6 protein-coding genes and 1 pseudogene are annotated in these 7,564 nt (G+C 64.9%); 4 read left to right on the forward strand and 3 right to left on the reverse strand.

The window, feature by feature from the left end; genetic code table 11:
• The coding region (locus MOV74_RS25965) for an adenylosuccinate synthase (RefSeq protein ID WP_246929204.1) at window positions 1–843 on the reverse strand (843 nt) is incomplete at its 3' end.
• Between the two features lie 422 nt (window positions 844–1,265).
• Between MOV74_RS25965 and MOV74_RS25970 the strand changes: the two genes are divergently transcribed.
• Window positions 1,266–2,198, forward strand: a complete 933-nt coding sequence (locus MOV74_RS25970; RefSeq protein WP_246929205.1) for a DMT family transporter — start codon at window positions 1,266–1,268, stop codon at window positions 2,196–2,198.
• 200 nt (window positions 2,199–2,398) lie between these two features.
• On the opposite strand, the gene MOV74_RS25975 is transcribed toward MOV74_RS25970, so the two are convergent.
• On the reverse strand, window positions 2,399–2,788 hold the full coding sequence (locus MOV74_RS25975) for a DUF1330 domain-containing protein (RefSeq protein WP_404979174.1): 390 nt from the start codon (window positions 2,786–2,788) through the stop codon (window positions 2,399–2,401).
• 105 nt (window positions 2,789–2,893) lie between these two features.
• On the opposite strand from MOV74_RS25975, the gene MOV74_RS25980 reads away from it, so the two are divergent.
• Window positions 2,894–3,823 carry a DMT family transporter gene (locus tag MOV74_RS25980; protein WP_246929207.1) on the forward strand — a complete coding sequence of 310 codons (930 nt, stop codon included), beginning with the start codon at window positions 2,894–2,896 and terminating at the stop codon, window positions 3,821–3,823.
• 225 nt (window positions 3,824–4,048) lie between these two features.
• A complete protein-coding gene (locus MOV74_RS25985; protein ID WP_246929208.1) occupies window positions 4,049–5,026 on the forward strand; it encodes a tripartite tricarboxylate transporter substrate binding protein in 978 nt (325 codons plus the stop codon).
• Window positions 5,027–5,189: 163 nt separating this feature from the next.
• On the opposite strand, the gene MOV74_RS25990 is transcribed toward MOV74_RS25985, so the two are convergent.
• Window positions 5,190–6,875, reverse strand: coding sequence for a methyl-accepting chemotaxis protein (locus MOV74_RS25990; RefSeq protein WP_246929209.1), 1,686 nt, complete (start codon window positions 6,873–6,875; stop codon window positions 5,190–5,192).
• 253 nt (window positions 6,876–7,128) lie between these two features.
• Here MOV74_RS25990 and MOV74_RS25995 point away from each other — a divergent pair.
• Window positions 7,129–7,564 (forward strand): annotated as a pseudogene (locus tag MOV74_RS25995) (C-terminal binding protein); the annotation flags it as partial.

Below are 7,564 nucleotides of genomic sequence, written 5' to 3' on the forward strand. Positions count from 1 at the left end.
CTCGGTCGGGAACGGGCCCTGGCCGACGCGGGTCGTATAGGCCTTGCACAGGCCGAGCACATAGCCGACCGCGCCCGGTCCGAGGCCCGAGCCGGTCGCCGCCTGCGCCGCCACCGTGTTGGACGAGGTGACGTAGGGATAGGTGCCGTGGTCGACGTCAAGCAGCGCGCCTTGCGCGCCTTCGAACAGCATGCGCTTGCCTTCGCGCCGCTTGATGTCGAGCAGCCGCCACACCGTCTCGGCATAGGGCAGCAGCTCCGGCGCCAGCGCGCTCAACTCCCTCAAGATCACCTTGCCGTCGAATTCGGGCAGGCCGAGGCCGCGGCGAAGTGCGTTGTGGTGAGCAAGCAGCCGGTCGATCTTGTGCGGGAGCGTATCGAGATCGGCGAGGTCCATCAGGCGGATGGCGCGGCGGCCGACCTTGTCCTCATAGGCCGGTCCGATGCCGCGGCGGGTGGTGCCGATCGCGGTCGCCGCGTTGGCGGATTCGCGGTGCGCGTCGAGCTCGCGGTGCAGCGGCAGGATCAGCGTGACGTTCTCGGCGACGCGCAGGTTCTCCGGAGAGACGGCGACGCCCTGCGAGCGCAGCTTGGTGACCTCGTCGAGGAAAGCGGCGGGATCGAACACCACGCCGTTGCCGATCACCGACAGCTTGTGTTCGCGCAGCACGCCCGAGGGCAGCAGGGCGAGCTTGTAGGTCTTGCCGTTGATCACCAGCGTATGGCCGGCATTATGACCGCCCTGGAAGCGGACGACGATGTCCGCCTGCTCCGACAACCAGTCGACGATCTTGCCCTTTCCTTCGTCGCCCCACTGGGCGCCGACGACGACAACATTGGCCATTCGCGGGTAATCCTTCGAAGATTTCTCTGTAGGTGGCACGATCCGAACGGAAAATTGGTACCCACTTTTCCGGAATCATGCCTGCGCCCAGCCCAATTCCCGGCCAGAGGCCGTTCGCACGCGAGGCAGCCCAACCGGATAAAGGAAGCAGCCTCTCTAGGCAAGCAAGAACAGGGCATTTTCAGGGCTTCGAGGCGGCTCCAAGCCTTTGATATCCCCTTAAAATCTCTCAATATTCATGACCGGCGCAATGGCTTCGACCAAAGCGTGAGAGGCTCACTCCGCCGGTGCATGGTCGCGATGCGTCCGCCCCCCGTTGATGCAACCTCGATTTCCGTGTCTTTGGACAGCGCCGGGCGATCAGCCGGCCCGGATCCCGCCGGGCCGGAAGCCTCGGTGCACTCGGGGCCGCACCAATCACAATGTCCGCCACCGGCCAGACCACGAGCGCGGAGACATCCGGCCCCAACTGGATCGCCAACCAGCCTTATCTGCTGCTCAGCATCACCGCGCTGTGCTGGGCCGGCAACGCCATCGTCGGGCGGCTCGCCGCCGGCCACATCCCGCCCGTCACCCTCTCCTTCCTGCGCTGGTTCTTCGCCTTCCTGCTGGTGCTGCCGTTCGCCTGGAAGCATCTTGCCCAGGACTGGCCCGCGATCCGCGGCAAACTCGGCCTGATGGTCACGCTCTCGATCACTGGCATCGGTGCTTTCAACACGCTGCAATATTGGGCGCTGGAACATACCCAGGCGCTCAACACGCTGCTGCTGCAGTCGGCCGCGCCGCTGGTCGTGGCGCTGTGGTCGCTGGCCATCCTCGGCATCCGCCTCACAGCGGCGCAGGCCTTCGGCGTGCTGCTCTCGATGTGCGGCGTGCTCACGATCCTGTTGCACGGCGATTTCACCACGCTGTCGAACATAGAGTTCAACAAGGGCGACCTCATCTTCATCGGCGCGCTCGTCATCTTCGCGCTGTATTCGGTGCTGACCTTGAAGCGGCCGCCGATGCACGGCCTCTCGTTCCTCGCCTTCACCTTCGGGGTCGGCGCCGCCTGCCTGATTCCGCTCGAGATCTGGGAATTGTCCGCTCGCCCGGTGATGAAGCTCGACGGGCCGAACCTGCTGACGCTGTTCTACGTCGCGGTGTTTCCATCGACGCTCGCCTATCTCTGCTTCAATCGCGGCGTGCGCCTGATCGGCGCCAACCGCGCCGCGCCGTTCTTCCACGTCGTGCCGGTGTTCGGCTCGATCATGGCAATGGCCTTCCTGGGCGAACACCCGCAGGCGTTCCACTTCATCGGTTTTGCGTTGGTGCTATCAGGCGTGTTCGTGGCGTCGAGGAAGCAGGCGAGTTAGTTTCTTCCTTCTTCCCTTGTGGGAGAAGGTGGCGAAGCGCCAGATGAGGGGTCTGCCTCCGCGCATTCAAATGAGAGCTCGTAGGGTGGGCAAAGCGAAGCGTGCCCACCATGCCAGTCGGGAGAGAGAAAGATGGCGGCACGGCGCGCGAAGAGCACGCCTTTGCCCACCCTACAAATCTTTCGACCCACAACGCAGCGCTATCTGATGTTGAACTTGCTGTAGGCTTCGCCGGTCGCGATGATCACATGCTCGGCACAGCCGTTGAGCCGATGCGGATCCGCCTCGCGCTCGTAGGCTTCCGAGGTCATCATGTCCAGGAAGGCCGCAACACTCGGATAATAGACCAGCGCCACGAAATCCCAGTCGTTGCCGGCGTGCGGTCCGAGCGCGATGGCCTTGGCCTCGCCGGTCCAAAGCAAGGTGCCGCCGCGCGCCTTGATCATCGGCACCGTAACGGCGCTGTAGCGCAAGTATGCGTCCCGGCCGGATCCGTCGCCGTCACGCGAGCGCGCGTGGAAACGCATCAGGTTCAGCATCACCACCGGTGCGTTCTGCTCGAGCCCTTCGAGGCCCGCGATGTTCAACATATTAACCGCCAATGGCACCTCCTCAGGGCTTGCCTGCATTGTAGCATTGCGGCGCTGTGACTTGTGCCACGACGCCAGTCCGGCGCAAGCTCGCATGCAACGCCAATGACGATCGCTTCGCCCGCGCCAAAGGCCTCCAATCCGGCCCGTTGGCTCAACAATCAGCCTTATCTGCTGCTCAGCCTGAGCTCGCTGTTCTGGGCCGGCAACATCGTGCTCGCGCGCCATGTCGGCGCGCATGTGCCGCCGCTGACGGTGACCACGATCCGGTGGTTCGGGGTGTTCCTGATCCTGCTGCCGTTCGCCCGGCCGCACCTGAAGCGCGACTGGCCTGCCTTGCGCAGGAGCCTGCCGCTGATGCTGTTCCTGTCGCTGGTGGGCTTTGCCTTCAACAACGCGATCTCGTACTGGGCGATGCAGTACACGGAAGCGCTGAACGCGCTGCTGATCCAGTCGGCAGGTCCCCTGTTCGTGGCGCTGTGGTCACTGGTGCTGTTCGGCGTGCGGCTGACGGGCGCGCAGTTCGCTGGCATCGCGATTTCGCTTCTCGGCGTGCTGATCATCATCCTGCGCGGCGATCTCGCCGCGCTTGCGAGCATCAGCTTCAACAGGGGCGACATCATGTTCGCCTCCTCGCTGGTGGCGTTCGGGCTCTACTCCGCCTTCATCCCGCGCCGGCCCAAGATCCATCAATTGTCCTTCCTGTCCTTCACCACCTGCTGCGGCGCGACGATGCTGATCCCTGCGGCGATCTGGGAAGCGGCCAGCGGTCGCGTCCTGCAATTCGATACGATCACGCTGGCGACCATGGGCTACATTCTGATCTTTCCCTCGACGCTGGCCTATCTCTTCTTCAACCGCGGCGTGGCGCTGATCGGGCCGAACCGGGCGGCGCCGTTCTTCCACCTGGTGCCGGTGTTTGGCTCGGCGATGGCGATCCTGCTGCTCGGCGAAATGCTCCAGCCGTTCCACCTGATCGGCTACGCGCTGGTGCTGGCCGGCGTCGTGATCGCCTCGCGCCAGGGTTCGGCGTGACGTAATTCCGCGCAGCGGACGATGACGACCTCGTGTCCCGGACGCGCTGCGGCACGCTGTGACGCTGCGCAGAGCCGGGACCCAGTTCGCCGCGGCATGGGCCCCGGCTCTGCAGCGCATCACGTCGTGCGCGCAGCGTCCGGGGCACGAGACAAACTCCCGTCTTCCGATTTCAACGCAGAGACGCTAGGTTCCCCGCCAACCAAAAAGAGGGAACGTCTTCAGATGATTTCAGGGCTGATTCGAAACCTGCGTGCCGTCGGCTTGGCCGCGCTGTGCCTTGCCGCCGCATCCACGGCTCAGGCCGACAATTACCCCAGCCGCAACATCACGCTGGTACTGCCGTTCGCGGCCGGCAGCGGCACCGACACCACGACGCGGCTGATCTCGCAGCACCTGTCGCAGGCGCTCGGCGTCGGCATCGTGATCGAGAACAAGGCGGGTGCCAACGGCATGCTCGCCGCAACCTATGTCGCGAAAGCCGCGCCCGACGGCTACACGCTGCTGGTGACCACCAACACCACGCACTCGGCCAATCCCTATCTGCTCAAGAGCCTCACTTACGATCCGGTTAAGGATTTCACACCGATCGCGCGCACGGGCGATCTGCCCTTCATGCTGGTGATCAATCCGGAGGTGCCGGCCAAGACCGTCGGCGAGCTCGTCGCCTATGGCAAGGCCAATCCCGGCAAGCTGAGCTACGCCTCGGGATCGTCCTCCGCGATCGTCTCTGGTGCGACCTTTGCGCACAATGCCGGGCTCGACCTGCTGCACGTGCCCTACAAGAGCTCGCCGCCGGCGCTCAACGACGTCATGGGCGGCCGCGTCTCGATGATGTTCGTGGACATCCTGACCGGCCTGCCGCATGTCCAGGGCAACGCGCTGCGCGCGCTCGCCGTCACCACCAAGGAGCGCTCGCCGCTGGTGCCGAACCTGCCCTCGATGCAGGAGGCCGGCGTGCCCGATTTCGACATCTCGTCGTGGCAGGGCTATTTCGGCCCGGCCGGCCTGCCCAAGGAGATCGTGACGCGGCTCAACGCCGAAATCAGGAAGATCGTCGAGAAACCCGAGATCAAGGCCCAGCTCGCCACCCTCGGCATGGACGCGTTTTCGGGCACGCCGGAGCAGCTCGGCACGTTCGTCAACGAGCAGCTGGTGCTGTGGGAGAAGCTGATCACCAACGCGAAGATCGAGAAACAGTGAAGTCTGTGTCCCGGGCGCAGCGCGAAGCGGTGCGCTGCGTCCGGGGCACGGCTCCCGTAGGGTGGGCAAAGCGGAGCGTGCCCACCACGCTTCAGCGAACTCAAAGAAAAGGTGGGCACGACGCTTCGCGTCTTTGCCGACCCTACGAATTCTGTGCAAGAACTTACGCCGCGCGCACCTTGGCGAGGAAGCCGTCCACCGCGCTACGCAGCGCGCCGGACTGGCTGTCCAGCTCGCGGGCGTTGGTGAGCACGTCGGTGGCGGCGTTGCCGGTCGCTTCCGCGGCCGAGGTGACGCTGCCGATATTGGAGTTGATCTCGTTCGAGCCGGCCGCAACCGACTGGATGTTGCGGGCGATCTCGCGGGTGGCTTCGCCCTGCTGCTCGATCGAGGCGGAAATGCCCGCGGTGATCTCGCTCATCTCGGCGATCGTCTGGGTGATGCCGGAGATGGCCGTGACCGCGTCGCTGGTCGAGGTCTGCATCGCCGCGACCTGCGCGGAGATTTCCTCGGTCGCCTTGGCGGTCTGGTTGGCGAGCGCCTTGACCTCGGAGGCAACGACCGCGAAACCGCGGCCGGATTCACCGGCGCGAGCCGCCTCGATGGTGGCGTTGAGCGCGAGCAGGTTGGTCTGCGCGGCGATCGAATGGATCAGCTTGACGACCTCGCCGATCTTCTCGGCGCCGGTCGAGAGCACCTGCACGGTGGCGTTGGTACGCTCGGCGTCGCTGACGGCGCGGCTCGCCACTTCGGTCGAGCGGGTGACCTGGCGGGAGATTTCCGCAACCGAGCTCGACAGCTCTTCGGCAGCCGCCGCGACCGTGCCCACATTGCCGGAGGCCTTTTGCGAGGCAGCGCCGACCGTCGCCGCACGCGACGAGGCGTCACTGGCGGTCGCGGTCATCGACTGCGCCGTCGTCTGCATGCCGGCCGCAGCCGAGGAGACCGTGCGGACGATGCCGTTGACGCTACGTTCGAAGTCGTTGGCCAGCTCTTCCATCGCATTGCGACGTTCCGCCGCGGCGCGCTGCTGCGCCGCTGCCTCGGTCTGCTCGAGCTCGCGAATTTTCTCTGCATTGGTCTTGAAGATCTGCACGGTCGCGGCCATCGCGCCGACCTCGTCGCCTCGGCCAACGCCGGGGATATCCCCCTCGAGCCTGCCGTCGGCGAGCTCCTTCATGCGGGTCCCGAGCAGGCTCAGCGGCCGGCTGATACTGCGGCCGATCAGCCAAGCTACGCCTCCGGCCACGAGCATGATGCCGAGCAGGGAGACACCGAGCAGCCAGGCCACCGGCGCCAGCTTGGCATCGAGGTCGTCGAGATACGCCCCGGTCCCCACGAACATGTTCCAGCCGGGAATCGCCACAGCGTAGGACAGCTTGCGGGTAACTTCCTTCTCGCCGGGGCGATAATACTCGTAGCGCAGCGTGACGTCGCCCTTCGCAGCGATACCGTCGCGCAGCTCACGCGTGAGCTTGCGGCCGTTGGTTTCGATGTCGAGGCGATTGCTGCCGTACTGCTTCGGGTCGGGCGTCAGCACGGCGACGCCGTCCATCGTATAGGCGAAGATGTAGCCTGAGCCCTTGTCGTAGGTCATCGAACTGCCTCGACGGACGAACTCCGCGATGGCCGCATCCTTGGACAGCTGCCCGGCATCGACCTGCTTTTGCAGACCCAGCGCCATGTTGCGCGACATCTCGACCATGGCTTTGGTCTGCTCGAAACGGGCATCGAGCAATTCCCGTTGCATCAAGTACGCTGCCAACACACCGGCGACGCATAGTCCGAGCATGGCCACGCCGACAAGAATGCCGAGCTTGGGGGCGATCTTCAGATTGCTCAACTTCACGGGATGGCTCCGGCAATAATGGGGTACGGGCACGCGACCAGATCGATCAAAATCGAATGAACTTGTAGTGGGCGCCCCCTTAGCAAGTTACTTACACGCCTCCGTAGAAGCCCGGACGCAGCCGCGGAAACCGGCAACTTATCACCATCTCGACAACCGGCGATTGTACGTGAGAGCATCGATTTCGCGTAAAAGACGCACAGGCCGGCCACGAAGGCGGGGCACAACAAGAAACCAGAATCGGGAGCAGAAAATGCCGAAATACAGGGTGGTGACGCCGAAGGGCGCGAGCTTCACGGTCGCGGGCAGCGACTATTCCTACGAGCGCGAGGCGCTCGATCCGATCGACGCCGAAATCGTCGAGGCGCCCGCTGACGAAGCCGGGTTCATTGCCGCCGCGAAGAATGCCGACGCGATCTATGCCAAGGGCATCCCCATCACCAAGACCATCATCGACAGCTTGGAGACCTGCAAGGTCATCACGCTCGGCTCGGTCGGCGTCGACAGCGTCGACGTCAAGGCCGCCACGGCGCGCGGCATTCCCGTCACCAACATCCCCGACACCTTCATCGAGGAGGTCGCCGATCACGCCATGATGCTGCTGCTCGCCGGCTTCCGCCGCCTGGTCGAACAGGACCGCATGGTGCGCGACGGCCGCTGGGCCGAGGGCCGGCCGGCGCTGCTCAAGG

Source organism: Bradyrhizobium sp. SHOUNA76, from assembly GCF_023006445.1.
Taxonomy (GTDB): Bacteria; Pseudomonadota; Alphaproteobacteria; order Rhizobiales; family Xanthobacteraceae; genus Bradyrhizobium.

What these genes read in the sequence shown, in the direction of transcription:
- MOV74_RS25980 (WP_246929207.1), top strand. Translation starts at nt 2,894, where the DNA reads ATGACGATCGCTTCGCCCGCGCCAAAGGCCTCCAATCCGGCCCGTTGG.
- MOV74_RS25970 (WP_246929205.1), top strand. Translation starts at nt 1,266, where the DNA reads ATGTCCGCCACCGGCCAGACCACGAGCGCGGAGACATCCGGCCCCAAC.
- MOV74_RS25985 (WP_246929208.1), top strand. Translation starts at nt 4,049, where the DNA reads ATGATTTCAGGGCTGATTCGAAACCTGCGTGCCGTCGGCTTGGCCGCG.
- MOV74_RS25975 (WP_404979174.1), bottom strand. Translation starts at nt 2,788, where the DNA reads ATGTTGAACATCGCGGGCCTCGAAGGGCTCGAGCAGAACGCACCGGTG.